Consider the following 26,204-nt stretch of genomic DNA (forward strand, 5'->3'; position numbering starts at 1 on the left):
GGCTCTCTGTTAAGGGAGCCGGCCTTTATATTTTGTGATCGTATCATAACGCATATAGCATGATTAGTTCTGCTGCTTCATCTTTACAGGCAGTCGGGTGCTCGTTTCTAAGTATAACGCATCATTTTGTGTGCTTTAATTCGTCTTTGATTTTGGAAAGGTATTTAACTGCTTTTTGTCGATAGGACCACGGTTTCACGTGTGCTGGCAGCCTGCTCAGCCAATGTGAGTTAGGCCCCATGTGGCCAGGCCTTTTCTCGCTTAATGCTGTAGTGGTAGGCAACAATTTCATCGAAAGGATATCGATGCAATGGTCAAGCTGCTCGACCGATGAAAACACAAAAGTAAACCCATCAACTTCTATGTGATAGATTTTGTACATACCGTTTGCGTTTTTCTGGGGCGCTGGCGGATCGAAAGCTTGAGCAGCATACCAAGGCATGCCGTCCTGCTCTATATGCACCCAATATGCCATAGGAAAAGACCGCCAATTGTCGCTGTAGCTTATACTAAAATGCTTCATGGTGTTAAATTAACCAGAACGCCAGAACAAAAAAACTCCCACCCCTTTGCAGAGGCGGGAGTTTTCTGTTTATAGGCTAAGCTTGGCTTATGCTACTTTAGCAGATACAGCTGGCGTTACTTTCTCTTTCACCGTATCCACCACGATTGGCGTCGCGATGAACAGGGAAGAGTAGGTACCAGCCAGTACGCCGATGATCATGGCGAACGAGAAGCCTCTCAGTACTTCACCACCGAAGATGAACAGGATCACCACCACTACAAACAGGGTAAGTGAGGTAATGATCGTACGGCTGAATGTGCTGATCAGGGCTGGGTTCACGATGTCACGCAGCGGCTTGTTCGGGTTGTCGTGCATGTACTCACGCACACGGTCAAAGATTACCACGGTATCATTAATAGAGAAACCGATGATCGTCAGTACCGCTGCAATGAACACCTGGTCCATTTCGTAAGATACGCCAAATAGGTCGAAGATAGAGAACACGGCGATGATCATCAGGGCGTCGTGCAGCAAGGCAACCACACCACCCAGTGAGAACTGCCACTTGCTGAAACGCAGCATCACGTAGATAAAGATACCTACAAGCGCCAGCAATACGGCCACAAGAGCTGTTTTCTGGATGTCGTCAGCCATAGTAGCACCTACCTTAGATGAGCTCAGGATTTCCGGATTCTGGTTGCTGTATTGCTCCAGACCCTGCATCAGAGCAGCTTTCACACGCTCGTCAGCCTGAATGCTTTCATCATCTGCCAACCAGCTGGTTGTGATCTTCACACGGTTAGAAGCACCGAATGTCTTCACTTCTGTACCAGCAGACTCAAAGTCATCCAACAGGGCTGAACGAACATCCGGAGCTGCAATAGCTTGGTCGAAGTTTACAACATAAGAACGACCACCTTTGAAGTCAACACCCAGGTTAGGGCCACCATTGATGTACATGGCCACGAAGCCAAACACGATCACAGCAAGTGAGAAAGCATAAGCTGGCTTTCTGAACTTCATCACATCGAACTTCACGTTGCGGAACATGTTAGCTGAAAGGGCAGTACCGAATGACAGTTTACCGCTCTTCTTGAACACACGCTCTACCAGGATTCTTGAAATGAATACAGAAGTAAAGAAGGAAGTTACGATACCGATCATCAGGGTGATCGCAAAGCCTTTCACAGGACCAGAACCGAAGAAGTATAGGATAAAGCCTACAATGAAGGTTGTTACGTTCGCATCCAAGATAGTCGAGAAAGCTTTGTCATAACCTTTGTTGATCACTTCACGCATGCTGAGACCTTTGAGTGACTCTTCACGCATACGCTCAAATATCAGTACGTTCGCATCCACGGCCATACCCAGTGTCAGTACGATACCGGCGATACCAGGCAATGTAAGTGCTGCACCAAACTGAGCAAGCACACCCAGGATGAAGAATACGTTGAACAACAGGGCAAGGTCAGCAATGAAACCGCCACGGCTGTAGTAAGCGATCATGAAGATAACTACCATGATCAGACCAGCGATTGTAGAGATCAGACCTTGGTTGATAGCTTCCTGACCCAGTGAAGGACCTACGATGGCTTCTTCCACGATACGGGTAGGAGCTGGCATCTTACCGGCCTTCAGGATGTTGGCAAGGTCTTTTGCTTCTTCAATCGTAAAGTTACCAGTGATAGAAGAGTTACCACCTGTAATCTCGCCCTGCACTACTGGCGCAGAGTATACATAGTTATCAAGTACGATCGCCACTTGACGGCCTACGTTGTCGCCTGTCAGCTTAGCCCAACGCTTGCTACCAGCAGGTGTCATGGTCATGTTGATCTCCGGACGACCGTTCTGGTCGAAGTCCTGACGGGCATCGTTCACGGCATCACCTGTCATAGGTGCTTTGCCATCACGGCCTTTCTTCACAGCGTAGAACTCTACGAATTCCTGACGGTTGTCACCCACAAGTGGCTTCACACCCCACAGGAACTTCATGTTAGGAGGGAAGATAGAACGAACATCAGGTCTGTTGAAGATTTCGTTGATTTTGGCAGTGTCGCGCACATTAGCACCGATACCACCTGGCATCATCGTGAACAGACGGCCCATTACACCCATTTGCTCTTCCTGAAGTGACTGAAGTGCATCAGCAGAGTCAGTCTGTGCGGCAGAAGCAAGGGCTGTTGTGTCGGTAGAAGCAGCAGCGGCAGTGTCGTTAGAGGTAGCGGCAGCTTGTGCCAGTACATCGTCAGCAGCAGCATCCTGTACGGTAGCTGGCGTAGTAGCTGAAGACTGTGTGCGGGCTGTTGAAGAACGGCCGATGTTCAGACGACCAGCTTTCTCTTCAGCGTTCAGGTGTTCACTCAGCTGTGTGAAGTAAGGAGAAACTTCTTCAGGCGTCCATACTTCCCAGAACTCCAGGTTGGCCATACCCTGCAGGAGCTTGCGCACACGATCCGGGTTGTCGATACCTGGCAATTCGATCTGGATACGACCGCTGTTGCCAAGGCGCTGGATGTTTGGCTGGCTCACACCGAATTTATCCACACGCGTACGCAGGATGTTGAATGAACGCTCAATGGCATCTTCAACTTCCGTATCAATCGCGTTGATTACATCAGCGTTGCTGGACTCGTAGCTGATCTTGCCACGGTTGGCTGTGTTAGAGAAGATGCGGCTCAGACGACCGTCTGGCTCAATTTCTCTGAAGGCTTCAGCGAACAGGGAAGTGAATTTCTCCTGGCTGTTGCGCTGCATTTCCTGCGCACGGGCAAGGGCTTTGAGGAAGTTAGGGTCTTTGCTGTTGCCAGACATAGACTTGATGATCTCGATAGGAGACACTTCCAAAACCACGTGCATACCGCCACGAAGGTCAAGGCCAAGGCCCAGTTCGTTTTCTTTTACCTCCTGATAGGTATACTCAGCACCAAGGAAGTTGTAAACAGGCTCTCTCCACACCGAATCAAGGTATGACTGCTGTTGGGCGTGGTCTACGTTGCCTTGTGCGTCTGTGGCGTAGGCCTCAGCGTCTTTCTGCACACTGCGGGCAACGAACGAGAATGACAGGTAGTACAGGCAAAGCGCCGATACTATCAAGGTCATAACGATAATAAAATTCTTATTCCGCATGGGTTGGTTGATAAATAAAGTATAGTTGAAATAATGATAATGCTCTGATAATCACAGCGGTGCTATCTTCTAATAACCAATAAATGCTGTGATGCTGTTCCGCTATACCTGAGAAAAAGGTATGCGCAACGGGACAGGACCATGGGAGGGCCTGTGGGGAAAGGGTTCGCTTAGGGAGCGTTGGGTTGAATGGAAATAGGGAGGAAGCGGGCTACAAAGCCAACTCCAGGCGCTCTGGCTGCATAAGCAGGCAGCGCTTCATCAGTAGGTATAGCAAAGGCTGGTACAGGAGTGGGCTTCAGCGCATCCTGCTCCAGATTGAGCACTACGAAGGAAGTTGTAGCCTCCAGCGTAACCTTTTGCTTGATAACCGTTTTTTCCTGCGGAGCCGTGGCCAGTTGGGAGGCCGACTTAACAGGAGTGCCTTGCGCCGTGTAGGTATACGCCACCACTTCCTGGCCATTGAGCATAAGCGCCCAAAGCAGGGTTACGGTCATCAAAAGATGACGGAAGTGAGGAAGTATAGCGTTTGCGTTTGGCATATAGAAAGCAAATGTAAAAGCTTTCGTTGAAAAATAAAACCTGTTAGCGGTTTATATCAATAAATCGTTTGATATCGTGCTTCTTTCCGATAAGAATCAGAATGTCAGAAGGATAGATAATGGTGTCGGCCTTCGGAACACCGATGATGTGCTCCACCTGCGTCGGTTTACCGTCCTGGATCTCCTCAAAGAAGCGCTTAATCGTGATCATGTTGAGGTTGTACTTCTCACGTAGCGATATCTTCGCCAGGCTCTTGTTGGCAATGCCACGCGGGGTATTGATCTCCACAATTTCGTAGTTGTCAGGCAGCGGCAGGAAGGTGCGGATGTTTGGCTGCAACAGTCGCTCGGCCACGGTTTTACCAACCTCGCCTTCCGGCGAAAGGATCTCCTGCACGCCCATTTTCTCCAGAATACGACGCTGCTGCTTGTTCGAAGCACGTGTGATCACACGCTTGATGTTCAGCTCCTGCAAGTTAGCTGTAGTAATCAGCAGGGCCTCGAAGTCCTCGCCGATAGCCACGATGGCCGCATCCATGTCCTGCACGTTCTGTGCTTCGAGGGCACGGATGTCAGTGGCGTCAAGGGCAACGGCGTAAGCCACTTCGTCCTTAATGGCTTCCACGTGGTCTTCGTCATTATCGATGGCGAGCACTTCTGCGCCGCGTTCAGCGAGTGTGCGGGCAATGGAGTTGCCGAAGATACCGAGGCCGATTACTACGAACTTGTGTCGCATTATTTTATCTTGGAGTTAAGGTATGTGGTCAGCACATCCAGCCCGCGGTCGAAATTCTCGTTGTTCGGGATGATGATGTCTGCGTCGTTCTTGTAAGGCTTGATGTACTTCTCGTAAGTAGGCGCCACATGGTGGGTATAGCGGTACAGCACATCGTCCAGGTCATAGCCGCGCTCCACTTTGTCGCGCACGATGCGACGCTGCAGCTTGATGTACTCTTTGGCGTCGATGTATACCTTTAGGTCGAGCAGTTTGGCGATCTCCTCAAAATAGAAAACAAAAATACCCTCTACCACCACGATCGACGCTGGTTTGAACTCCAGCTGCTTCGGTACCACATTGGGGTTGTTGAAGGTATATTCTTTGCGGAAAACGCTTTCGCCACGGCTCAGCTGCAGGATGTCCTGTGCATAAGCGTCGTCGTCGATGCAGGAAGGGAGGTCGAAGTTGACAACCCCGTTGAGGTCGCGGGTCTGGTGCTCGCGGTCTTTGTAATAGTTATCCTGAGAGATCAGACAAATATTCTCAGGCGAGAAAGAAGCAAGTAGTCTATTCAAAAAAGTGGTTTTCCCTGAAGCACTACCTCCTGTAATTCCGACGATGAATGGCTTTTGCATTGGAAGTTATGGTATCAGGCTACAAAATTAGTCTTTTAAGGCCAATGTGGCTACAGCCTGTGCTAATTATTTTACCTCCCCAACGCTATTGTGCTTTCAAAAATTCCACCAGCTTCCGGATGGCCTCGCCACGATGACTGATGGCGTTTTTCTCCTCTGGTGTCATCTCTGCGAAAGTACGGTCATAACCCTCCGGTACAAACACCGGGTCGTAGCCAAAACCCTTATTCCCTTTCCATTCGGTGGTAATCTGACCGTTCACGGTGCCTTCGAACTGATGCTCCTGCCCATCCAGGTATAGCGTGATGGAAGTGCGGAAGCGGGCACGGCGGACGTCGTGGCCCTCCAGGTTCTTGAGCAGGTGGCGGATATTGTCGACGTCGTTGCGCTGCGGACCGGCATAGCGGGCAGAGTATACGCCTGGCTCGCCGCAGATAGCGTCTACTTCTAATCCGGTGTCGTCAGCGAAGCAGTTCACTTTATACTTCTCCCATACGTATTGTGCCTTCTGGCGGGAGTTGCCTTCCAGCGTATCCTGGTCCTCGGCCAGCTCCTCGTGGCAGCCAATGTCCTCGAGCGTGAGCAGTTTGTACTTGCCTTCGAGCATTTGGCTCACCTCGGCTACTTTGTTTTTATTGTTGGTGGCGAAGCAAAGTTCTTTCATTGATCAGGATTCTCAGGATTTAAGGATTGGCAGGATTGCAATATGCATCTCCTTAGCCAAGTTGAGTATTACGTGCTGAGATATTGTAGGATTAGCTTTAGCCTAAAATCAGTCTTTAGCGGAAGCAGTGACAGTTTGTGAGCGGCGTTCCATGTTTTTGAGCTGGTTATACCTTTTGGTATTGGCGTTCCAGTGGTAAGCATGTATGCCCAGACCGATCGTACTGTAGATCAAAAGTCTGATAAAGAAGTCAGAAGAGGTATAGGCTTCGGCAAGTGCTGCGGTGTCCCAGGCCTCTAGCGCATCCCATGCCTGGAAGAGTTTCGAAAAGATACCTACCAGCACTCCCCACAGCAAACCGCGTGTGATAATGTAGCGCCATTGACCGCCTTCTTTCACTTTGGCCCATTTGCCAATAAAGCCCACTTCTTCTTTGTTTAACTGCATAGCTTCAGTTTAGAGTTTTCACCTTCTTTTGTAGAAGGCGCTGGAATATTTTTAATGTAGGTACGCTGCTATTTCATTTTCCTGGAGCACCACATCCACACGCTCCCGCAGGGTAGTGGCCAGCGAGTAACCGGTATAGGTAGACGATACCGGGAATAGGGTATGGTGACGGTTCACCAGCGTCGCGATCTCCACTTTTTTGGGATTGTGCGGCAGCAGGGCGTTTAAGGTATAGGCCAGTGTTTTGCCTGTGTTCAGCACATCATCCACAATAATCACGACGGCATTCTGGAGCGCAGTTCCCTCCGGGCTGATGGCAACCGGTGTTTGTAGCGGAGCTGTTTTGTCGAGTGTGACTTGCAGGAGCGTTACCTTGATAGGCGAAATCTTCTCCAGTTCCTGTGCCAGCATGCCTGCCAGGGTATAGCCGTTGCGGTGTATGCCTGCCAGCACAAGGGTCTGTTCCTCAAAGTTCTGCTCGTATACCTCATAAGCCATGCGGGTGATCTTTTGCTGGATCTGGCCCTGGTCGAGTATCAGGTTTTGCTGTGGGTGTGTCATGTGGGTATCGGTGTAATGTATGGCGCTGTGCCTGAGACAAATTTATATAATTATCGATAGCAACTGCATACCTGAGTAAATGAGTAAAATAATTTGGTTAGTAGCGTTTTAATTTCAAAAATACTTATTAAATTTGCAGTCCGATTCAGAAATTAAGGTTAATTAACGTTTATAATAATGAAAAAAGGCATTCACCCAGAATACAGAGATGTGGTATTTCAGGATATGACGAGTGATTTCAAATTCATCACGCGTTCTACGATGAACTCTGACGAGAAAATCACGATGGAAGACGGCAAGGAGTATCCAGTGATCAAAGTGGAAGTTTCTTCTGCATCACATCCTTTCTACACTGGTAAAAACATCTTTGTGGATACTGCGGGTCGTGTGGAGCGTTTCAACACACGTTACAAGAAAAAATAAGCAGGTATACCACCTGGTTAAAACGTTTCAGAAAAGTCTTCCTGAGAAATCGGGAAGACTTTTTTATTTTTACCTTCAGTCGAGGCATTTGGCCCGGTTTCTGTTATAGCAAAAACTATATATAGATGCTTACTAAACCACTGACTATGAAACTGAAAGCTACCCCTCTGTTTGCCATGCTGTCGCTCCTTGCCTTCGCCTCCTGCGACAAAACCGAAGAAGTTATACCTGAGCCCGAGCCTGTCGATAAGACGGTGGTATTCCAGGTCTTTGGCAATCAGAATTTCTCTTACAGTCAGTATGCGGAGGAGGAGATCACGATTGAACTTTTGATTACCCGAACGAACAGGGATGTAGCAGATGCGATTGAAACGGTGGTTTTCGACAGCACCTTTACGATGGCCTTGAAAGAGATACCTGTGCGGGCTAACAGAATCGTAATCAGGAAAACTGTGCCGGCGGTGCTGGATGCCGAAGAGGATGTGTTTATCGGAACAGGCTATACCTACAGGCAGAACTCCTTTGGCAAGAACCAAACCTTTCCTGCCGGCCAGCAAGAAAAGAATGTGGAACTGACGGTCTATTAACGAAAAGATTATACCTAATTAAGCCAGTCTTCCTGAACTATTTCGGGAAGACTTTCTATTTTTGTAGCTATGAATATCATTCTCTTCGATGAACCTGTTATCCGGCAGTCGCTATTGCCGCTGACTTTCACAAGGCCAGTGGCCGAGATCCGCGTTGGTATTATGACCATTGCGGAGAAGTGGCAGACCTATGCGGGGGCAACCGTGTCGTATCTGACGCAAACATACCTGCAGCATAAGTTTCCGGCGATTTATGACACGCACAATGTTTTTGTGAATGGTGCCGTATGTCCGGATGAAGAACTGATGGAGCAGGTGAAAACCCTGAAGGTAGGAGAGGGTCTGTATTGTGAAGGTTTGCTGGTTGCACTCAATGCCGATAACCTGGACCTGCACGATGCGGCAGACCTGGTCATGCATTCTTCTGCGAAAAAGATTGAATGTGTACCCAAGAGCATCATTCGGGAGGTGTGGGAGATTTTCGTGCAGAACGGGGATCAGATCCGCAGCGACTTCAAAGTGTTGACGGAAGGTCGCATCAGCCAGCCTGTTGGTGACAAGTATACCATGGTGTATGGCGAGGAGAATATCTTCATCGAAGAGGGTGTGAAAATCCGTGCGGCCATACTCAATGCGGAAAACGGCCCTATTTACATCGGCAAGAATGCTCAGATACACGAAGGCGCAATCGTTAAAGGTCCGTTTGCGATCTGTGAAGGCAGCAACGTGAATGTTGGCGGTAAGATGCGAGGCGACGTAACCATCGGGCCTTTCTCTAAAGTAGGCGGGGAAGTAGCCGCTTCGGTGATCTTTGGCTATACAAATAAAGGCCATGAAGGCTACCTGGGCAACTCGGTGTTAGGCGAATGGTGCAACCTGGGTGCCGATACAAATACATCAAACCTGAAAAACAACTACGCCGAGGTGAAGATCTGGAGCTACGCCAAAGGCGGCTTTAAAAGCACCGGTCAGCAGTTCTGTGGCCTGATCATGGGCGACCACAGTAAGTGCGGTATCAATACCATGTTCAATACAGGTACAGTAGTAGGTGTGAGTGCTAACATCTTTGGGGCTGGCTATCCGCGCAACTTTATACCTTCCTTCGCCTGGGGAGGCGCCGCCGGCTTCGAAACCTTCCAGCTGCGCAAAGCAAACGAAGTAGCCGAGAAAGTAATGGAGCGCCGTAACCTGGCTTATGACAAAATAGAACAGGATATTATGGCGGATATCTTTGAACAAACCCGCGAATACCGGGTGTGGGATAGGAAAGTATAATTGTTGGTTGTTAATTGCTAATTGTTGGTTTAAAAATGGGAATTGTCTCCAATTGATAAAGAGACTACTTCCATTATTTCCAACAATCCGATTAGTATAGAGCAATTGACAATCATCAATCAATAATTAACAACCAACAATTCAAAAATTGCATTTCTCTCAAATAATAGGACATCAGGAAACGAAAACCTTGCTGGTTAATTCGGTGCGGCAAAACCATGTGGCGCATGCGCAGCTGTTTCTGGGGCAGGAGGGAAGTGCCAATCTGGCTATGGCGCTAGCCTATGCCACCTACATCAACTGCGAGGACCGGCAAGCCGATGATTCATGTGGAACGTGCAATAGCTGCGTGAAAATGAACAAGCTGGTGCACCCCGATTTCAACTTCGTGATGCCCGTGACCAGCACCAAGTCCGTGACCAAGGATGTACTGAGCCAGAAGTTCCTGACGGAGTGGCGGGAGTTTGTACTGGCCAACCCCTATCAGGGGCTGAATGAGTGGATGCAGCATATTGGTGCCGAGAACAAGCAAGGGAATATCTCCAAAGAGGAAAGCCGTCAGTTGGTGAAGCTGGTTTCACTGAAAGCCTTTGAAGGGGATTATAAGATCGTGCTGATCTGGCTACCGGAACTGATGCACCCATTCGCCGCCAATGCGCTGCTCAAATTACTGGAGGAACCACCCGCTAAAACACTTTTTCTGCTGGTGTCGCAATCAGCCGAGAAATTGCTGGCGACCATTACCTCCCGTACCCAGATTGTGCAGGTGCGGGCTTTCACTGAAGGTGAGGTCATCTCATACCTGCAGGAGAAGCACGGTCTTGACGACACAGCTGCTTACCAGGTAGCACAATTGGCTGAAGGTAGCCTGAACGCCGCTACCAAACTCACCAGCGAGGTCAGCAGCGACTATTTCACCTTCTTCACCGACTGGATGCGAAACTGCTATAGCTACAAATTCGACAAGGTGGTGGACTTCAGTGAGGAGTTTCAGAAGCTGGGACGTGAGAACCAGAAGAACTTTCTGCTCTATGCGCTCAACCTCTTCCGCAAGGTGATGCTCTACGGTGTGGATCCTTCGCTGATCGCTTATTTGCCCTCAAACGAGCTCGATTTCGTACAGAAGTTCTCGAAGCTGATAACACAAAACAATGCCGATAAACTGACGCAGGAACTCAATGAGGCACATTATCACATAGAGCGAAATGCCAATCCGAAAATGGTTTTCGTGGACAGCTCTATCCAGATCGCCCAGTACCTGCGCAATGCTAACTAAGAAGATATCATGGAAAATAATACAGCGATAAAAACCATCAACATCGGAACACGCGGCAGTAAGCTGGCACTTTGGCAGGCGCACGCCGTAGCCGACAAACTACAGGCCGCAGGTTTGGATACTGAGATCGTGATCATCAGTACTAAAGGCGACCAGATATTAGACCGCTCCCTCGATAAGATCGGCTCGAAAGGCGTATTCACTGAAGAACTGGAAGTAGGCCTGCGAGACGGCAGCATCGACATAGCCGTGCACAGTGCTAAAGATGTGCAGTCGTCTATACCTGAGGATCTGGAACTGGTAGCCTTTATGGAGCGCGAGCAGGTGAACGATGTGATTCTGTCTTTTAACCCGGATTTCAAGCTGGAGCGCGACAGCAAGGTGGTAATTGGCACTTCGTCAACGCGCCGCAAGGCTTTGCTCAGAAAATACTACCCGAACGTGACCACCGCCGAGTCACGCGGCAACCTGCAGACGCGTTTGCAGAAACTCAAGGACGGACAGTTTGATGCTCTGATGCTGGCTTACGCTGGTGTGTTCCGGATGGGTTATGACGACCTGATCGTGCATACCTTCCCGGAAGATGAGTTTATACCTGCCGCCGGTCAGGGCAGCGTGGCTGTAGAGTGCGCCCGCAACCTGGAGCCGGAGCTAAAGCAGCAACTAAAAGACGCGCTTGACCATGCAGAAACCCATGTTTGCCTGGTGGCAGAACGGGCTTTCCTGCGCACCATGGAAGGCGGCTGCAGTATACCTTCTTTCGCACTGGCTACCTTAACAGCTGAAGGCAAGGTGAGCATTCAGGGTGGATTGGTAAGTCTGGATGGACAGCAGCACCTGTACGATAAGTTTGAGGGCGATCAGGCAGAAGCTGAGTCGCTGGGTGTGAAGCTGGCTGAAACGATTCTGGGTCGTGGTGGTGATCAGATATTGAAAGACATCAGAGCTGAAAGAGGCGAATAGCCTGTCAGAAAACTATACCTCCGTAAAATAAAAACGGGTCGCTTGCTTTTCGCAGGCGGCCCGTTTCTGTTGTAGGTATAAAGTATACCTGTTATCTATACCTATGCCTCAGCTTCAGCTTTTAAATGTGCCGCTTCAACCGCCGCCGGTGTGAACGGCTGTTTTTTACTGGAGCGTGCATAGGCTAGGAAAGCCTGCATCTCGTTTTTCACGACCGGGGCCAGGATGAACAAACCTATCAGGTTCGGAATACTCATCGCAAAAAGCATCGCATCAGAGAAGGCTACGACACTATTGAGTTGGATCGGTGCACCCAGTACCACGAAGGCGCAGAACAATACTTTAAAAGAGATATCAGCCGACTTAGTGTGGCCAAACAGATAGGTCCAGGACTTCAGACCGTAGTATGACCAGGTAATCATGGTAGAGAAAGCGAACAGGATAACTGCAGCAGCAAGTATAAGCGGAAACCAGTCGATTACGGTGGCGAAAGCGGAAGAGGTAAGTGCAATGCCGTCGCCTGTGTCCTGGGTATAGGCACCCGTAACAACTATTACGAGGGCCGTCATGGTACAGACAACTACTGTGTCAATGAAAGGCTCCAGTGAAGCGACGAAACCTTCCGTTACAGGCATGTTGGTTTTCACGGCGGAGTGCGCAATGGAGGCCGAGCCTATACCTGCCTCGTTCGAGAAAATACCACGGCGCAAGCCTTGAATCATAACGCCAACCACACCGCCGCCAATGGCCGTTGTAGTGAAGGCACCTTCAAAAATAGCCACAAAAGCTGCTGGGATTAAAGTAAAGTTGACCAGCAAAACTATAATAGCAGCCACAATGTAAACGCCGCACATCAACGGAACCACTTTCTCGGTTACCCGGGCTATGCTCTTCATACCTCCCAGAATCACCAAACCTACCAGCACAGCCATAATCAAACCGAACATCCAGGAATTACCGCCTCCAAAGAAGGAAGCCTCTGCGCCGCCCGTTACGGATATAAACTGCTGCGTTGCCTGATTGATCTGGAACATGTTGCCTGCTCCCAGTGCACCGCCTATACACATCACTGCAAAAAAAGCAGCCAGGAATTTACCCAGGCCCGTCATGCCACGTTCCTGCAATCCCTTTTTTAAGTAGTGCATCGGTCCGCCTGATACGGTGCCGTCGGCATGCACATCGCGGTACTTCACACCCAGCGTACACGAAACAAACTTAGTGGACATACCGAAAAGGCCTGCCATGATCATCCAGAAGGTAGCACCTGGTCCGCCGAGTGATATGGCGATGGCCACACCCGCAATATTGCCCAGGCCTACTGTGCCAGATACAGCAGCTGTCAGCGCCTGGAAGTGGGACACCTCTCCGGGGGCACCGGGCTGGTTGTACTTGCCGCGCACAATGTCCAGCGCATACTTAAACCCTCTGATGTTGACGAAGCCCAGGTATACAGTAAAGAATAGCGCGCCAGCCAGCAACCAGACCAGGATAAGTGGTATACCTGTGCCAGCCACTTGTACTTCATAGAAGATGATGTCAGAAATGAACTGCGCAGTAGGAGCTACGGCTGCTTCAATTTTTTCGTCGATAGTGGTGGAGGGAGCCTGTGCCTGCGCACCGCCTGAAGCAGCAAGGCTAAGACCTGTTATGAGTAGTACTTTTTTCATTAAATAAGGGTAGGTAAGTTTAGTCAGCATGCATGAATATAACTTTATTTGACGGAAGTAGGAAATTAACATCTAATTTGCTTCCGCAGGTACAGCATAAAGTTCTTAAAGTGCAAGCTATACCCTGTATACGAAAGGGCTCTCTTCACATGATGCTGTGGGTGTGGATTTTATTCTGAAATAGAAGTATTCGTATGAGGGGGCAGAAAATGAGGTCAATGCGTGAAAAGGTGCCAAAAAGGCTTAAATTTGAAATTTAGACCTAATTTTAGACGATAAACCTATACCACAAACATGAATCTGCTTAGAAAGATCGCTACTTTCATGATACTGCTGGCCTTGTTGCCTATGGCCGTACTGGCTCAGAAAGCTCCGAAAGGCAAAGACCAACTGGTAACCATCTCTACGCCGCATGGCGAAATGAAACTGCTGCTCTACGACGACACGCCTCTGCACAAAGACAACTTCCTGAAACTTATCCGCGAGGGCTACTACGACGGCACTACCTTCCACAGGGTAATCGATGGCTTTATGATACAGGGGGGCGATCCGAACACCAAAGACGATGACCCGCGCAACGACGGTATGGGTAATCCGGGCTATACCATTCCCGCTGAGATCAAGCCGAAGTACAAACATGTGCGGGGCGCTCTGGCCGCTGCCCGTATGGGTGACCAGGTGAATCCTAAAAAAGAGTCGAGCGGTTCGCAGTTCTACATCGTGGAAAACCACCAGGGCACGCCACAATTGGATGAAGCTTATACAGTGTTCGGGCAGGTGATCGACGGCCTGGATGTGATCGATAAAATAGCTGAACAAGCTGTAGACGGCCGTAACCGACCGCTTTCGGATGTGAAAATAACTGTGAAAGTGGAGGACGTGAAAAAGAAGAAGATAGCCCGCAAGTACAACTATACCTATCCGCAGGCAAATTAACTTTCGTTGGAGCTGACTGTCTGTTTTTCATTTAATAGAGAAACGCACAGTAACTGTAGAATCTTAAGCCAAATGGCAGTTTCCTTTAGTGGGAGAGGGCTGATGCACTTGTTATCATGAACAGGGCTGTTTTATTATGAGAAAACAAGCTCCCTTCCCCCAGAGGTTAAGCCAATGCCATTTGCTACCAAGATCCTTTCAGGATGACAAAAGTAAAACGGAATGACCTCGCTCCCAAGTGGACTTAGTTTGCAAGCTAATACCAAACCAAGCATAGAAGAACTCTACTGAGAATCTTCACCTAAACCAAGAAACAGAAAACATGAAAAGAATACTGATTACAGGCTCCAACGGCCTGCTGGGCCAGAAACTGGTTACCCTGTTACTTCCTCGCACCGATGTAGAACTGCTGGCAACCAGCCGTGGCGATAATAAATTAGCTGAGATCTTCCCGACATTGGCTTTTGCCTCGATGGATGTGACCAACCCGATAGAAGTGGAGCAAGTGGTAGCAGACTTTAAACCAACGCATCTGATCCATACCGCTGCCATGACGAACGTGGACCAGTGCGAGTCTGACCGTGAGGGTGCTCTCAGGCTCAACCGCGACGCAGTGGCCTTTGTAGTAGAGGCCTGCGAAAAGCACAATGTCCACCTGATCCACCTCTCCACCGACTTTATTTTTGATGGAGAGGATGGTCCTTATGACGAGGAAGCGGAGGGCAACCCGATCAGTTTTTATGGTGAAACCAAACTGATGGCCGAGGAGATCGTGAAAAAGGCGAAATGCAAGTGGACGATACTCCGCACCGTGCTGGTGTACGGCGTGGTGCACGACTACGGCCGCACGAACATTGTGCTGTGGGTGCGTGATAGCCTGCGGGCCGGCAAAGTGATCAAAGTAGTAACCGATCAGTTCCGTACCCCAACGCTGGCTGAGGACCTGGCCATGGGCTGCTGGCTGGCCGTGCAGCACGACGCCGAAGGCATCTACAACATCTCAGGTAAGGAAATGTACACACCTTATGACATGGCAATGCTCGTAGCTGACTACTTCGACCTGGACAAATCACTCATCGATAAAGCTGATGGCAGCACCTTTTCGCAACCTGCCAAGCGTCCGCCGCGCACTGGTTTTATCATCACCAAAGCCGAGCGTGAACTAGGGTACAAGCCCCATACCTTTGAAGAGGGTATAGCCATGGTCGCAGAACAGGCTGATATGTATTAAAAATATTGAATTTAATATGGTTCAATCAGAACCATTGTTTAAATTGTAAGCTTTAAATCCCTATTATCCGTGCCTTTACACTAAACCAACTAATCTAAACTAACCAACCTTTACCTCTTTTTATGAGTGCTAACAAAGAATCATGGGGCTCCCGGGTGGGTCTCATTCTGGCCATGGCCGGCAACGCAGTGGGTCTGGGAAACTTCCTCCGTTTCCCAGTGCAGGCGGTGCAGAACGGCGGTGGAGCTTTCATCATACCCTATCTGATCTGCTTTCTGGTAATGGGTATTCCGCTCCTCTGGATTGAGTGGTCCATGGGCCGCTTCGGTGGTAAGTTCGGTCACCACTCCACACCGTTTATTGTGGATACGATGCACCGCAACCGCCTCTGGAAGTACATCGGGGTATTTGGTATCTGGACCAACATCGCGGTAGCCTCATATTACTGCTACCTGGAGTCCTGGACGCTCTCTTACGTGTTCCACTCCATCGGCGGTACCTTCGCCGGGCTTGATCAGAACGGCGTGTCAGCTTTCTTCAACGAGTATGTAAGCCTGGGTGAATCTACCTTCGGTATACCTTACGAACCGATCGTTTTCTTTGTGATCTGCTTGCTGCTTAACACCTGGATCCTTTCTCAAGGCCTTGCCAAGGGTGTGGAGCGTGTTGCCAAGATCGGTATGCCCTTGCTGATTCTGTTCGGTATTTTTCTGGCTTACAAAGGCTTCACTATCACGGCAGGTGAGAATGGCGCAATCAACGATAGCTCTGTAGGTCTCAACTTCCTTTGGACACCGAACTTCGATGAGCTATGGTCGCCAAGTGTATGGCTGGCAGCTGCCGGTCAGATCTTCTTTACCTTGTCGGTAGGTATGGGTACCATCCATTGCTACGCTTCTTATGTGCGCTCCAAAGACGATATCGCCCTTAATGCGATGTCTGCCGGTTGGATGAACGAGTTTGTGGAAGTGGTGCTAGGTGCTGCTATCCTGATCCCGATCTCTATTGGTTACCTGGGTGTTGACGGTGTGACTGAACTGGTGAACAGCCAGGGTGGTCTTGGTCTTGGTTTCCGTACGCTGCCATACCTGTTCTACCAGTGGGGCGATGTGCTGGGTGCTGTAGCCGGTGTGATGTGGTTCGGCCTCCTGTTCTTTGCCGGTATTACTTCGTCACTTGCCATGGGTACGCCTTGGATCGGCTTCCTGCAGGACGAGTTCAACTGGAGACGCAAGCCAGCCGCCTGGTCGTTTGGTCTGATCGTGTTGCTGCTAGGTATGCCAACGGTGCTGTTCTTTAAATATGGTGTATTCGACGAGTATGATTACTGGGCGGGAACCGTATCGTTGGTAGTGTTTGCGCTATTTGAATCTATTCTGTTTGCCTGGGTGTTTGGAATGAACAAGGGCTGGCGTGAAATCACCTCCGGTGCCGACATTCAAGTGCCTAATTTCTATAAGTTCATTATCAAGTTTGTGACGCCGCTACTCTTGCTTTGGGTATTTATAGGCTCGCTTATTACGCCAAAAGGCGGTGACTGGGCCGGAGCCTTTGCTAATGGCTGGGAACTGGACGATAGTTCGATCATCAATAAGATCAAGAACTCCAGCCTGAAACGACAGCTTGCCGAAGCGACTGATCCGGAAGTGATTCAGCAGTTGCAGGATACACTGTTCTTTGTGAACGCTTCGCGTACATTGTTAGTAGCTGTATTCCTGAGCATTGCGCTGCTGGTATACATTGCCTACAAAAAAAGAGTTAGAGAAGGAAGAATTTAGGAAACTATGAATACATCTGCACTTGTTGTCATGCTCAGTACCATATTGCTGGTAACTGGCTTAATGTCATACTTCTTTTACCGGGTGCTGAATGCACCTCCAAAGCCGGAGCCCGATTCGTATCTCGACAATGATGACGAGATAGAGCGGCAGGCTCCACGGGCATAAATTAGAAATGAGAAAACTCAAGTACTGGATTCGACGCAACTTTGGCTTCTCGCAAGGTGAGGTAAACGGGTTTCTGGTACTGATAGGGGCAATGGTGCTGCTAACGGCAGCACCATTGCTATTTAAATGGGTTACAAAGTCTGATCCCACCTCTACTGATAGTAGCCCATCCGACAAGCAGCTGCTTGATAGCCTGGTGGCTCAACTCGAAGCCAAACAGCCAGAGCCGACAGGTAGGGGACAGGTATACCAGTTGCCTGTAACACTGCAGCCTTTCAATCCTAATAATCTGACGGAAGCGCAATGGCAGGAACTGGGCATGCCAAAATACATGGTGAAACGCATCCTCAACTTCCGTAACAAAGTAGGCGACTTCACTTACAAGGCACAGCTCGGGACCATCTACGGCCTACCTGATTCGGTTTTCCAAAAGCTGTACCCTTATATCCAACTCCCCGAAACCAAACCTGATAGGTATAGCCGCAACCAAGGTATAGCCGGTAGTCCACGGACTGCGCCCAATCCCAATTGGACCAGTAACCCACGCCCAAGAGAGCGGTTTATCCTGGCGCCTTTCAACATCAACTCCGCTGATACCACGGCGCTAAAACAGATAAGAGGCATAGGCAGCAAACTGTCGGCAAGGATCGTGAAGTACAGGGATGGTTTGGGTGGTTTCCACAGTATGGCGCAGGTGCAGGAAGTTTTCGGGCTGCCACCGGCCGTAGTAGACAGCCTGCAGAAGTATACCTTTGTGCCAAAAGCTTACACCTTGCAGCAGCTGTCACTTAATCAAGCCAATGCAGATCAGTTGAAGGCACATCCTTATATCAGTTCTAATGTGGCGCGAGCGATTGTGGCTTACCGCGAGCAGCATGGTGCTTTTACATCAGTTGAAGATATTAAAAGAATTAAGATAATAGATCAGGAAATATACCAAAAGGTTAAACCTTATTTAATACTTTAATACTATATATTTACCATCAGTAAATATATATAGAGCTGAGAGAAAAAGAGCCCAGACATATTCATATCTGGGCTCTTTTAATTATTCTAAACTAGTGACTTCTACTGTTTCTGCGTAGTTGGTTTAGCATCAAGCTCCATATTATAAACTTTAGGCTCGTATTTCATAACGGCACCTGTCAGTGCATCTATGCCCCAAGCAAGTGGAGATAAGAAGTTTAATACGCTAACAACATTAAATGCTTTTTGTAGCTCGAAAGTTTTAGTCTCATAGCCATCAGCTTTTAGTGTTACAACCTTGTCATTTAAGCTTCTTTTTACGCGAATAGATTCACCAGTATGACCCACTTGGATGCCATCAATCTCTATTTTAGCTTTCTGATCTGAATTGATAACAATTGTGTCTTTTGTACCAGTAAAGAGGGTTGCACAACTCTGTGTGAGAATCATTGCGACAAGAATTAAGCTTGTAGATAATTTTTTCATAAGATGAAGTATAAAATTATTTGATAGTAGACACAAATGTAGAATTAATATTACATAATTCATATATAATAATTACTATATATTACTTGTCCTATTAACATTATGAATGGAAACGTGCGGCAGATCAAGATCGTGACGCAGGAGCTGTTTGAGAAGATCAGCCCTTACCTGGTGTTGTAGGGTGTTCAAATCTAAGCTGTGCGAAAATAAGAGAGTCGATTGTGTGAAAATTGCACAGCATCTCACCTTTCTCAATACAGATATAAACTATATTTGCTGTCAGCCAAAATCATTTGAAAGACAAACAACAGCCTACCTGGCAGAAAACTGCCGACAATCATTCTACCTTATGAAACAGCTTCTACTTTCACTTCTGTTGCTCATCACAACTCAGTACAGCTATGCCCAAGCTGATACACTCTTCACGACCAGCGCAACCATACCTTGCATCGTAAAAGAAATAACTCCGGAAATGGTGAAATACTCTCATGTAGGGGAGGAGTTAGTCAACTCAGTGTATAGAAATGCTGTGCAGAAAATTGTGTTCCACAATGGACGTGTGCAGACGTTTACGGAAGCGGCTGCATTTAAAAAAGTAAGCAATAGAAAGGACTTTGACAACGTGACCGTAACACAACTCGAAGGAGATGTGAAAGGCTTATTTAAAATTGGAGAAATCAGCTCGGCAGCTCAGGGGGCAACGCTATTTTCTGATATGGGAGCGGTAAAAGAACGGGCATTCCGGAAGATCAAAATTATGGCAGCAATGATGGGTGCAAACGTCGTATACCTGACGCAGAACCAAACGGTAGCGAATAGTTTCAATATTCATAATAACAGCACAAGCGCAACCGCCGGCACATTTCTTTCAGGTGCAGTCTATACCACGCAATTATTAAACGCTGAAGAGTTCAAAGCAAGACTAGCTGGCAAAACTGAATTTAATGTGGTCGAAAAAGCAAGCTTCAAGAGTGGCTCAAACGACATGACAGTATATCCTTCCAAATATAAATTCAAACTACGGGAGGTAAAGGATGACAATGGCCTGATTATACTGGATGGTGATCTGCAGGGGGCAAGCAAGTATAACAAGTTCAGGATAGCGTCTTTTGACGAAGACTTCTTTTACATTTTCTACGAAGAAAAAGGCGTCTACTATAATGTAAAGCTTGTGATATAGGCTGTACGAAAAGTCGTTATGATCAATTATTTGTGGGTAGGTGACTGGCCAGAAGCGAAATCTATTTCTCTGTTTTATGGATCAGTTGCTCCGCCTTTTCCAGCGCCTGCCGTTCGCTTTTGAAAGACAGCAGTTCTTTGGCCGCTTGCAAGTCTACCCAACGGGCTTCGTTCACTTCCCAGTCGTGCTGTCCGATATCGCCTGTCTTGTAAGCCAGCAGAAAGAAATGCACAAACTTGTGAAATCGAACTCGCTGTCCGGCCTTGTTTCCCACATACCAGTACTCAATCGTATCGATCTTCTCAACCAGCGTGGCTGTTACGCCTGTTTCTTCCTGCACTTCACGTACGGCAGTCGTTTCAGGTGTCTCGCCGGGGTCCACGATGCCTTTAGGTAATTGCCAGCGGGCGGGCTTGCCAACCGAGATCAGGGCCACTTCTATACCTGACAGTCCGTGCTGAAACACGACTCCTCCAGATGACACCTGCTCTAGCGTAGGCAGGCCAGGTTTAGCTTGTTCTTCTTTTTTTGAAGCGTCAGACATTGGCTCGATCTATCCACATAATGATCACTGACCAGCCACAGGCTCGGCCGGAGGGGCTGGCATCTTCTTCTGCTGTTCATTCAGCCAAAGCAGACCGGGGTTATAGGCCATGTCGTGCACACCCTCAAACAGGGTTAGCCTGACATTAGCTGACTCCCGCACAAACACAATTTTGGGGTCTTTCGCTCCGAAATATTTGTCGCGGGTGGTAGCCCCTTCCATCCCTTCGGGCAGGGCCTGCTCTTCCAGGATATAGTCAATTTCCTTTTGGGAGATGGTATCGGCAGGATTGGCCAGTATGTTAAAGGCCCTGATGGAATGGTCAGGTGGTACGAGAACATCGACTGTGCCATGTGCCAGGAAGATCGGCACCTCTTTGGCATTGTGGATGTAAGTGCTCGGGCTGCGGCGCTTGCATTCTTCGGCGGCGGGCGTGCCAGGTATAGGCTCTCCGCCACAAGCTGTCACCACGTGCCGGTTGTAGTCGCGGTGCGGGTAATTCTGGCTGAAAGCATACCAGTCAACCAGGTCGAACACGGGCACCCAGGCCACTACACCTGCCCAGATTTCGGGGTGTCGTCCGGCTGCCACCAAAGCAGTCATAGCGCCGCCCGATGAACCCAGGATGTAAATGCGCGACTCATCTATTTCAGCGTTTGCTTTGGCGTAATTCACTGCGTCTACCAGGTCCTGAATGGCCAGGTCAGAAGCCATGGCTTCCGGTTTGTTGAACTTGCCACGGTAGTTAGGGTGTATAAAGGCCCAGTCATACTCCTTGGACCAAAGCGCGAAGGGAATGCTCACTTCCTGCAGATACTCGCTGCTCCAGCTGTGCAGCATCACCAACAAGGGGCGAGGGCCAGTTGTTTCGGAGGTATAGAACAGCGCCGGCTGCTCGTTCCCGTCGAGCGTGGACTTGATCTTGATTTCCTTTATTTCAGGCACCTGCTCTTTCCACTTTTGGATACTCTCGTCCGCAAACTTGGAAGGGTATTTTTTGGAGGTAGTGTACTCGTCCATACGAGCTACTTCTTTCTCCATCCGCTCTTTGCGGCAGGCAGACAGCAGCGTGAGGACCAGCCCGAGCAACAGGAGCAGATTTATGGGTTTTCTCATAGTAAATATTGGTGCAAATCGGATGCAAGCTACAGCTTGTGCGTGATACTACAACTGCTGTTCAGGTGAAAATGTTATAAGGAAAGCAGATCACAGAAGCGCAAAATAGCTTAACCGGAATTTTTATTCCATACGGTTAAATATGCACTATAGGTTAAGCGGCGGCGGGTTTATGCAGTTTACAGGTTAGGAGATGCCTAGGCTATGATCCAAGTGATAGTCTGTCGCTTTGTGTGGCAACAGGAAGGCCAGAAAATAAAAAACACTCCTGTATACAGCATACGCGCTGCCGGAGTGATGACGATCTTATCGCTTCCAAGTCCACTAAATTCATGCTAACTTGCCGTAATGCTGCCAAGTTGCCGTATAGCTACAGACTATTCTGCAATTCCATCCGTTTTCGGAGCAATACACTTTATGAAATCCATCCTCAAATGCTATCGCCATCGCCTGCTCAACCTGAGCGCCGGCAACAGAGCCCTGCTGCTGTTGCGGCTTTCGCGTGAGCTGCATCTCGATGTTAGCGAGCTGGATTTCATCAACAACAAACCCGCTTTCCATGTGCTGGAGAAGGTACTCAGTGGCAAAAATGCCGTGCTGGCCCCCTTTGCTGACAGTCGCTACGCTCCTGTGACGCCAGTGAGCCAACGCTTGCGCTACATTCGCCGCAAGGCTGACATGATCGAAGAAGAGCGTGGAAGCCGGGAGCTATACCTTGGCTGGCCTTTTGTGCATGGCAAGTTTGCCGATGGTACCACCGTGCGCTGCCCGCTGCTGTTTTTTCCGGTACGGTTGCAGATCAATGGCAAGCAGGAATGGGAGCTTATACCTGATCCGTCGCAGCCGGCACAGTTCAACCAAAGTTTTGTGCTGGCATACGCGCATTACATGGGTACCCCGTTGGCCGAGCCCTTACTGGAGCTTGATCTGGGCACACTGCCCACGCACCCGCTGGAGTTTCGCACGCAGGTATACGAACTACTGAAAGAGAACCAGCTGACAGTGCATGCAGGCCGTGATTTTTTTACTGATAAACTCAAGCCATTCCACGATTTCCGGAAGGCCGACTATGAAGCTGATCTGAAACCCGGTCAGCTATACCTGGAGCAGGAAGCTGTGCTGGGGCTATACCCGCAGGCTGCCTCTTATCTGCTAAGCGACTACGATGAACTGCTGCAGCGTGATGGTCTGCAGGAGATGGAAGACCTGTTTGCGGTACCCGATGCAGGTATAGGCCAGTCAGCCACACAAGCGCAGCATACCTTTACCGCTTTTGCCATGGATGCCTCGCAGGAGGCCGCCTTGCAGCAAGTGAAGTTGGGGCGCTCGCTGGTGGTGCAGGGACCTCCGGGTACGGGCAAGTCGCAACTGATTTGTAACCTCGTCTCAGACTTCACGGCCCGGGGCAAACGGGTACTGGTGGTGAGCCAGAAACGTGCCGCCCTCGATGTGGTGCACCAACGTTTATCGTCTGCCGGTCTGGGTCCGTTTGCAGCACTGGTGCACGATATCAACGCCGACCGCAAAAACATCTACCAGCAACTGCTGCTGCAGATAGACCAGCTGGAAGAATACAAGAAGCAAAACCACGCCCTCAACAGCATCTATACCGACCGTACTTTCCTGGAAGTGAGTCGTGGCATCAACCAATGCCTGCAAAAGCTGGAGGCTTTCCGTACAGCCCTGTTCGACAGTAGCCGCTGCGGCTGGTCACCCAAGGAGCTATACCTGCGCAGCAGCCTGCAGCAGCCTCATGTGCAGCTTCCGGAGGTGTTCAGGCAGTTTACAGCTGATACCATCCATGATTTTTTGCCTCGTCTGCGGGCTTGCCTGCAGCAGGGCATTGTGCTGGAGCAGCCTGGCTTCATCTGGAAAGAGCGCCACAGTATGCAGGGCTTTGGCTGGCCGCAGCGGCAGGAACTGGAGCGTACCATCGAGGCACTGTCTGAGCAGTACCGTGCCCTGCGGCAAGGTATAAGCCAACTCAGCGGTTCTGACTTTGAACTGAGCAACCTGGAGCGCTACCGAAGCGCCTACGACACCTTAGACGAACTGCAGCACATGCTCGAGCAAGAAGGTGTGCCCGAAGTGCTGCAACCCCTGCTGCGCAAACAGGCCAAAGCATCAGAATTGAAAAAACTGGTTCGTCAGCTCAAAGGGCTATACCTGGTGTGCCCCGCTCCGGACGCAGCCATACCGGTCGAGCAGCTGACGCTGGTGAAATCGGCCATCTCAGCTTATGAGGCGCAGCAGAAAGATTTCCTGAAAGGTATAGGCTGGTTTTTCTCACAGGATAAAAAAGTGCTGCAGCAGGCATTAGGCAAATACAAGTTTGACCTGACCCCTAAGGGGGTAGGCGAACTGCAGCGGCGCATCGAACTGCGGGAGCAGGCTCAGGAGCTGATCAAAGCCATCAACAAGAGCATTGGCTATACCCTGCGACTGGAAGACAACCCGACACCGATGCTGCAAAAACTGGAGGTAGCGGAGCAGGCTCTGGAGGCGCACCAGTTGCTCAGGCAGCTGCATCGGGAGCGTGTGCTGCACGAAAAGATGTGGCTGGAGACAAACCTGTCAGGGCACTTGCAAGCCCTGGCACAGGCACTGCAGGTGTTTGAACAGCGCTACGGGCAGTGGGAGCAGTGGCTCCCTAAAACACAGATAGAGAAGCTGACAGAACAGGAAGGTTACAGCAAGCTGATGCTGGACGCTCTGCAACAGTATTTCGATCAAATAGTAGCTTACGACGAGCTGAATAGTACACTGACTTTAGCCCAACGGGAGGTATGCCACCAGGTGCTGCACGAAGGTATAGCCACTGCACAAGATGGAGAAGTACTGTTCCTGAACAGTCTGTACCTGGCCTGGCTGCACGAGCTCGAAAGCCAGAAGCCTGAACTTCGCATGCCTGACAGTGGCGAGCTAGACCGTGTAGAAACAGAACTGCAAAGCCTCCTGCAGCAAAAGCAGGACCTGAGTCAGGAAATCGTATTGTCGCGACTACGCGAGCAGACCTACCGGCACATGGAGTATAACCGGCTGGGTAATGCCGTGACCTATCGCCGCCTACATGCCCAGGTCAGCAAAAAACGCAGCCTGTATCCGATCCGCAAACTGTTCGAACTGTTCAGTGAGGAGATCCTGAACCTGGCACCATGCTGGCTGGCATCGCCCGAAACAGTATCGGCTGTTTTTCCGCTGGAGCGCTGCTTTGACCTGGTGATCTTTGACGAGGCCAGCCAATGCTTTGCTGAGACAGGTATACCGGCCATGCTGCGTGGGCAGCAGGTGGTAGTGGCCGGCGATGAGCAGCAGTTGCGACCATCAGACCTGTACCGCTCACGCTGGGGCGGCAATGGTGACGAAGAACCGGAAGAGCTTACGGCGGAGTCGCTTTTGCAGCTTTGTGGGCTATACCTGCCGCAGACCATGCTCACACAGCACTACCGCAGCCGCTTCCCCGAGCTGATCGATTTTTCTAACCGCCACTTCTACCGCAACCGCCTGGAACTTATACCTGAGTTACAGGATGTGAATGCCCGTCAGCCTGCTATCCAGTTTGTAAAAGTACAGGGCCTGTGGCAGCAAAACAGCAACCTGCCAGAAGCGGAGAAAGTGGTAGAGCAGGTACTTCAGCTGCTACAGAACGGTGCACAGGATATAGGTGTGATCACTTTCAACTACAATCAGCAGATGCTAGTGCAGGACCTGCTGGAGCAAAAGACCCAGTTGCAAGGTATAGCCTTGCCACTAACCGTGACGGTTAAGAACATCGAGAACATGCAGGGGGATGAGAAGGAGGTCGTGATCTTGTCGGTAGGGTATGCGCCGGATGCCAAAGGCCGTATGGTAATGCAATTTGGTAGCCTGAACCAGGCTGGCGGCGAAAACCGGCTGAATGTGGCGATCACCCGTGCCCGGCAAATGGTGATCGTGGTGAGCAGTATCCGGAGTGAGCAGTTGCTGGTAGAAAACGCGCAGCACGCCGGCCCTAAGCTGCTTCGCGATTACCTGCATTATGCCCAGCAAGTCAGCCGTCGCTACTTCAAGTACGAACCACAGGTACTACCTATGCCGGCACAGGTACCGATGCTAAAAGAGCAGCTGGCGCAACTGGTGCCTGCTTTGCAAGCCGCCATGCCTTTTGCTGACCTGACCACCGTGGAGGACGGCAACTATAGCAGCGTGGTACTGACCGATGACGACCTGTATTTTAACAACCTCTCGGTTCGCCACGCCCACGCCGACATCCCCAAACTACTACAGCAAAGGCACTGGCCCTTCCAGCGCGTGTATAGTCGCCAATTCTGGGCTAATCGCAAAGCCTTACTGGATAAGTTCAGGAGTCTGGAAAGTTTGGAAGGTAGAAAGTTGAAAAGTTAGAGAATAGACGAACTACAGCGTCAGACC

General features: G+C 49.7%; 24 protein-coding genes. 12 read left to right on the top strand and 12 right to left on the bottom strand.

The genetic code is table 11. The features are described 5' to 3' along the window. Positions 1-121 precede the first annotated feature (121 nt). The 8 genes from I0P70_RS00095 to I0P70_RS00130 form a co-directional block, all read right to left on the bottom strand. Entirely contained in the window at positions 122-523 is a 402-nt protein-coding gene (locus I0P70_RS00095) for a hypothetical protein (RefSeq protein ID WP_196114230.1), read from the bottom strand. Between the two features lie 87 nt (positions 524-610). Further along, a complete protein-coding gene (gene secDF, locus I0P70_RS00100; protein ID WP_196114231.1) occupies positions 611-3,631 on the bottom strand; it encodes a protein translocase subunit SecDF in 3,021 nt (1,006 codons plus the stop codon). A 170-nt stretch (positions 3,632-3,801) separates the two neighbouring features. Then, a complete protein-coding gene (locus tag I0P70_RS00105) occupies positions 3,802-4,173 on the bottom strand; it encodes an RNA methyltransferase (protein WP_230391898.1) in 372 nt (123 codons plus the stop codon). Between the two features lie 43 nt (positions 4,174-4,216). Further along, positions 4,217-4,909, bottom strand: a complete 693-nt coding sequence (locus I0P70_RS00110) for a TrkA family potassium uptake protein (RefSeq protein ID WP_007652125.1) — start codon at positions 4,907-4,909, stop codon at positions 4,217-4,219. After that, on the bottom strand, positions 4,909-5,526 hold the full coding sequence (udk, locus tag I0P70_RS00115; protein ID WP_196114232.1) for a uridine kinase: 618 nt from the start codon (positions 5,524-5,526) through the stop codon (positions 4,909-4,911). The genes I0P70_RS00110 and udk overlap by 1 nt, the downstream gene beginning before the upstream one ends. An 85-nt stretch (positions 5,527-5,611) precedes the next feature. Then, the gene (locus tag I0P70_RS00120) at positions 5,612-6,190 is read right to left on the bottom strand and encodes a non-canonical purine NTP diphosphatase (protein ID WP_196114233.1); all 579 of its coding nucleotides are present in this window, start codon (positions 6,188-6,190) and stop codon (positions 5,612-5,614) included. A gap of 108 nt (positions 6,191-6,298) precedes the next feature. Beyond that, positions 6,299-6,637, bottom strand: coding sequence for a hypothetical protein (locus I0P70_RS00125; protein ID WP_196114234.1), 339 nt, complete (start codon positions 6,635-6,637; stop codon positions 6,299-6,301). A 51-nt stretch (positions 6,638-6,688) separates the two neighbouring features. Then, complete coding sequence (locus tag I0P70_RS00130; protein WP_196114235.1) at positions 6,689-7,198, bottom strand: phosphoribosyltransferase family protein; 510 nt, start codon at positions 7,196-7,198, stop codon at positions 6,689-6,691. 177 nt (positions 7,199-7,375) lie between these two features. Here I0P70_RS00130 and I0P70_RS00135 point away from each other — a divergent pair, with 177 nt between their 5' ends. The 5 genes from I0P70_RS00135 (at position 7,376) to hemC (ending at position 11,722) form a co-directional block, all read left to right on the top strand. Beyond that, on the top strand, positions 7,376-7,621 hold the full coding sequence (locus tag I0P70_RS00135; protein ID WP_007652115.1) for a type B 50S ribosomal protein L31: 246 nt from the start codon (positions 7,376-7,378) through the stop codon (positions 7,619-7,621). A 146-nt stretch (positions 7,622-7,767) separates the two neighbouring features. Then, the gene (locus I0P70_RS00140) at positions 7,768-8,208 is read left to right on the top strand and encodes a hypothetical protein (protein WP_196114236.1); all 441 of its coding nucleotides are present in this window, start codon (positions 7,768-7,770) and stop codon (positions 8,206-8,208) included. A gap of 69 nt (positions 8,209-8,277) precedes the next feature. Then, a complete protein-coding gene (locus tag I0P70_RS00145; protein WP_196114237.1) occupies positions 8,278-9,483 on the top strand; it encodes a GlmU family protein in 1,206 nt (401 codons plus the stop codon). Positions 9,484-9,631: 148 nt separating this feature from the next. Beyond that, on the top strand, positions 9,632-10,759 hold the full coding sequence (locus I0P70_RS00150) for a DNA polymerase III subunit delta (protein WP_196114238.1): 1,128 nt from the start codon (positions 9,632-9,634) through the stop codon (positions 10,757-10,759). Positions 10,760-10,768: 9 nt separating this feature from the next. Beyond that, positions 10,769-11,722, top strand: coding sequence for a hydroxymethylbilane synthase (gene hemC / locus I0P70_RS00155; RefSeq protein WP_196114239.1), 954 nt, complete (start codon positions 10,769-10,771; stop codon positions 11,720-11,722). 101 nt (positions 11,723-11,823) lie between these two features. Here hemC and I0P70_RS00160 read toward each other — a convergent pair whose 3' ends face one another. Then, positions 11,824-13,389, bottom strand: coding sequence for a sodium:alanine symporter family protein (locus I0P70_RS00160; protein WP_196114240.1), 1,566 nt, complete (start codon positions 13,387-13,389; stop codon positions 11,824-11,826). A 294-nt stretch (positions 13,390-13,683) separates the two neighbouring features. Here I0P70_RS00160 and I0P70_RS00165 point away from each other — a divergent pair, with 294 nt between their 5' ends. The 5 genes from I0P70_RS00165 to I0P70_RS00185 all read left to right on the top strand — a co-directional run bounded on the left by I0P70_RS00165 (position 13,684) and on the right by I0P70_RS00185 (position 18,469). Next, complete coding sequence (locus I0P70_RS00165; protein ID WP_196114241.1) at positions 13,684-14,325, top strand: peptidylprolyl isomerase; 642 nt, start codon at positions 13,684-13,686, stop codon at positions 14,323-14,325. A 322-nt stretch (positions 14,326-14,647) separates the two neighbouring features. After that, positions 14,648-15,556, top strand: a complete 909-nt coding sequence (locus I0P70_RS00170) for an SDR family oxidoreductase (RefSeq protein ID WP_196114242.1) — start codon at positions 14,648-14,650, stop codon at positions 15,554-15,556. A gap of 122 nt (positions 15,557-15,678) precedes the next feature. Continuing rightward, complete coding sequence (locus I0P70_RS00175; protein WP_007660080.1) at positions 15,679-17,334, top strand: sodium-dependent transporter; 1,656 nt, start codon at positions 15,679-15,681, stop codon at positions 17,332-17,334. A 6-nt stretch (positions 17,335-17,340) separates the two neighbouring features. Then, entirely contained in the window at positions 17,341-17,502 is a 162-nt protein-coding gene (locus I0P70_RS00180; protein ID WP_192811708.1) for a hypothetical protein, read from the top strand. 7 nt (positions 17,503-17,509) lie between these two features. Beyond that, positions 17,510-18,469: a ComEA family DNA-binding protein gene (locus I0P70_RS00185; RefSeq protein ID WP_196114243.1), complete on the top strand. Its 960-nt coding sequence runs from the start codon at positions 17,510-17,512 to the stop codon at positions 18,467-18,469. 101 nt (positions 18,470-18,570) lie between these two features. Here the strand turns inward: I0P70_RS00185 and I0P70_RS00190 are convergent, their stop codons facing one another. Further along, complete coding sequence (locus tag I0P70_RS00190; protein ID WP_196114244.1) at positions 18,571-18,954, bottom strand: hypothetical protein; 384 nt, start codon at positions 18,952-18,954, stop codon at positions 18,571-18,573. A gap of 349 nt (positions 18,955-19,303) precedes the next feature. Here I0P70_RS00190 and I0P70_RS00195 point away from each other — a divergent pair, with 349 nt between their 5' ends. Continuing rightward, on the top strand, positions 19,304-20,134 hold the full coding sequence (locus I0P70_RS00195) for a hypothetical protein (protein ID WP_196114245.1): 831 nt from the start codon (positions 19,304-19,306) through the stop codon (positions 20,132-20,134). Between the two features lie 61 nt (positions 20,135-20,195). On the opposite strand, the gene I0P70_RS00200 is transcribed toward I0P70_RS00195, so the two are convergent. Both I0P70_RS00200 and I0P70_RS00205 read right to left on the bottom strand, forming a co-directional pair. After that, the gene (locus I0P70_RS00200) at positions 20,196-20,678 is read right to left on the bottom strand and encodes an NUDIX hydrolase (protein WP_230391899.1); all 483 of its coding nucleotides are present in this window, start codon (positions 20,676-20,678) and stop codon (positions 20,196-20,198) included. Between the two features lie 24 nt (positions 20,679-20,702). Then, complete coding sequence (locus tag I0P70_RS00205) at positions 20,703-21,794, bottom strand: S9 family peptidase (protein ID WP_196114246.1); 1,092 nt, start codon at positions 21,792-21,794, stop codon at positions 20,703-20,705. 417 nt (positions 21,795-22,211) lie between these two features. On the opposite strand from I0P70_RS00205, the gene I0P70_RS00210 reads away from it, so the two are divergent. Further along, positions 22,212-26,177, top strand: coding sequence for an AAA domain-containing protein (locus I0P70_RS00210; protein ID WP_196114247.1), 3,966 nt, complete (start codon positions 22,212-22,214; stop codon positions 26,175-26,177). Positions 26,178-26,204 lie beyond the last annotated feature (27 nt).

Origin of the sequence: Pontibacter sp. FD36, assembly GCF_015686655.1 — a bacterium.
Classification (GTDB): Bacteria; Bacteroidota; Bacteroidia; order Cytophagales; family Hymenobacteraceae; genus Pontibacter.

Coding starts and splice junctions, on each gene's coding strand:
- I0P70_RS00200 (WP_230391899.1), bottom strand. CDS start 20,678: ATGTCTGACGCTTCAAAAAAAGAAGAACAAGCTAAACCTGGCCTGCCT.
- I0P70_RS00130 (WP_196114235.1), bottom strand. CDS start 7,198: ATGACACACCCACAGCAAAACCTGATACTCGACCAGGGCCAGATCCAG.
- I0P70_RS00125 (WP_196114234.1), bottom strand. CDS start 6,637: ATGCAGTTAAACAAAGAAGAAGTGGGCTTTATTGGCAAATGGGCCAAA.
- I0P70_RS00180 (WP_192811708.1), top strand. CDS start 17,341: ATGAATACATCTGCACTTGTTGTCATGCTCAGTACCATATTGCTGGTA.
- I0P70_RS00120 (WP_196114233.1), bottom strand. CDS start 6,190: ATGAAAGAACTTTGCTTCGCCACCAACAATAAAAACAAAGTAGCCGAG.
- I0P70_RS00210 (WP_196114247.1), top strand. CDS start 22,212: ATGAAATCCATCCTCAAATGCTATCGCCATCGCCTGCTCAACCTGAGC.
- I0P70_RS00145 (WP_196114237.1), top strand. CDS start 8,278: ATGAATATCATTCTCTTCGATGAACCTGTTATCCGGCAGTCGCTATTG.
- I0P70_RS00140 (WP_196114236.1), top strand. CDS start 7,768: ATGAAACTGAAAGCTACCCCTCTGTTTGCCATGCTGTCGCTCCTTGCC.
- secDF (WP_196114231.1), bottom strand. CDS start 3,631: ATGCGGAATAAGAATTTTATTATCGTTATGACCTTGATAGTATCGGCG.
- I0P70_RS00110 (WP_007652125.1), bottom strand. CDS start 4,909: ATGCGACACAAGTTCGTAGTAATCGGCCTCGGTATCTTCGGCAACTCC.
- I0P70_RS00205 (WP_196114246.1), bottom strand. CDS start 21,794: ATGAGAAAACCCATAAATCTGCTCCTGTTGCTCGGGCTGGTCCTCACG.
- udk (WP_196114232.1), bottom strand. CDS start 5,526: ATGCAAAAGCCATTCATCGTCGGAATTACAGGAGGTAGTGCTTCAGGG.
- I0P70_RS00095 (WP_196114230.1), bottom strand. CDS start 523: ATGAAGCATTTTAGTATAAGCTACAGCGACAATTGGCGGTCTTTTCCT.
- I0P70_RS00160 (WP_196114240.1), bottom strand. CDS start 13,389: ATGAAAAAAGTACTACTCATAACAGGTCTTAGCCTTGCTGCTTCAGGC.
- hemC (WP_196114239.1), top strand. CDS start 10,769: ATGGAAAATAATACAGCGATAAAAACCATCAACATCGGAACACGCGGC.
- I0P70_RS00135 (WP_007652115.1), top strand. CDS start 7,376: ATGAAAAAAGGCATTCACCCAGAATACAGAGATGTGGTATTTCAGGAT.
- I0P70_RS00190 (WP_196114244.1), bottom strand. CDS start 18,954: ATGAAAAAATTATCTACAAGCTTAATTCTTGTCGCAATGATTCTCACA.
- I0P70_RS00105 (WP_230391898.1), bottom strand. CDS start 4,173: ATGCCAAACGCAAACGCTATACTTCCTCACTTCCGTCATCTTTTGATG.
- I0P70_RS00195 (WP_196114245.1), top strand. CDS start 19,304: ATGAAACAGCTTCTACTTTCACTTCTGTTGCTCATCACAACTCAGTAC.
- I0P70_RS00175 (WP_007660080.1), top strand. CDS start 15,679: ATGAGTGCTAACAAAGAATCATGGGGCTCCCGGGTGGGTCTCATTCTG.
- I0P70_RS00185 (WP_196114243.1), top strand. CDS start 17,510: ATGAGAAAACTCAAGTACTGGATTCGACGCAACTTTGGCTTCTCGCAA.
- I0P70_RS00170 (WP_196114242.1), top strand. CDS start 14,648: ATGAAAAGAATACTGATTACAGGCTCCAACGGCCTGCTGGGCCAGAAA.
- I0P70_RS00165 (WP_196114241.1), top strand. CDS start 13,684: ATGAATCTGCTTAGAAAGATCGCTACTTTCATGATACTGCTGGCCTTG.